Annotated in this window: 1 pseudogene; it reads right to left on the reverse strand. The window is 49.8% G+C overall.

From position 1 onward, the window contains the following. Nucleotides 1-123 precede the first annotated feature (123 nt). Nucleotides 124-329: pseudogene (locus A1OO_RS22975) on the reverse strand (IS91 family transposase); the annotation flags it as partial.

The raw sequence follows: 329 nt of genomic DNA on the forward strand, positions 1-329 counted from the left end.
ACAGCCAAGAAGTGAGCTGATAGCCATTCACTTCAAGATGTTACGTTAACGATGTGTTTTTTTGTCGGTCAGTCCTCCTGTGTTTACATGAATGCCATTCTCCTTATTCTGTTTGCCTTTCGGCTATCTCGGTCGCGAGACTCCGACGCAGACCATCAGGTGTTCACCACAGTGTGGGCAACGTCTTGTTACTGGCTTATTTAACGGCGGTGGCACAGGCAACATCAGACGTGCCATTTGAAGCAGCATGAGCTGAATGCCGTGTCGCTTTTGTTTGGCGCTACCATGCAACAAGCCATAGTCCCGCACCCGTTGTAGCCCTTTGGGTA

The organism is Enterovibrio norvegicus FF-33 (assembly GCF_000286835.2).
GTDB classification, from domain to species: Bacteria; Pseudomonadota; Gammaproteobacteria; order Enterobacterales; family Vibrionaceae; genus Enterovibrio; species Enterovibrio norvegicus_A.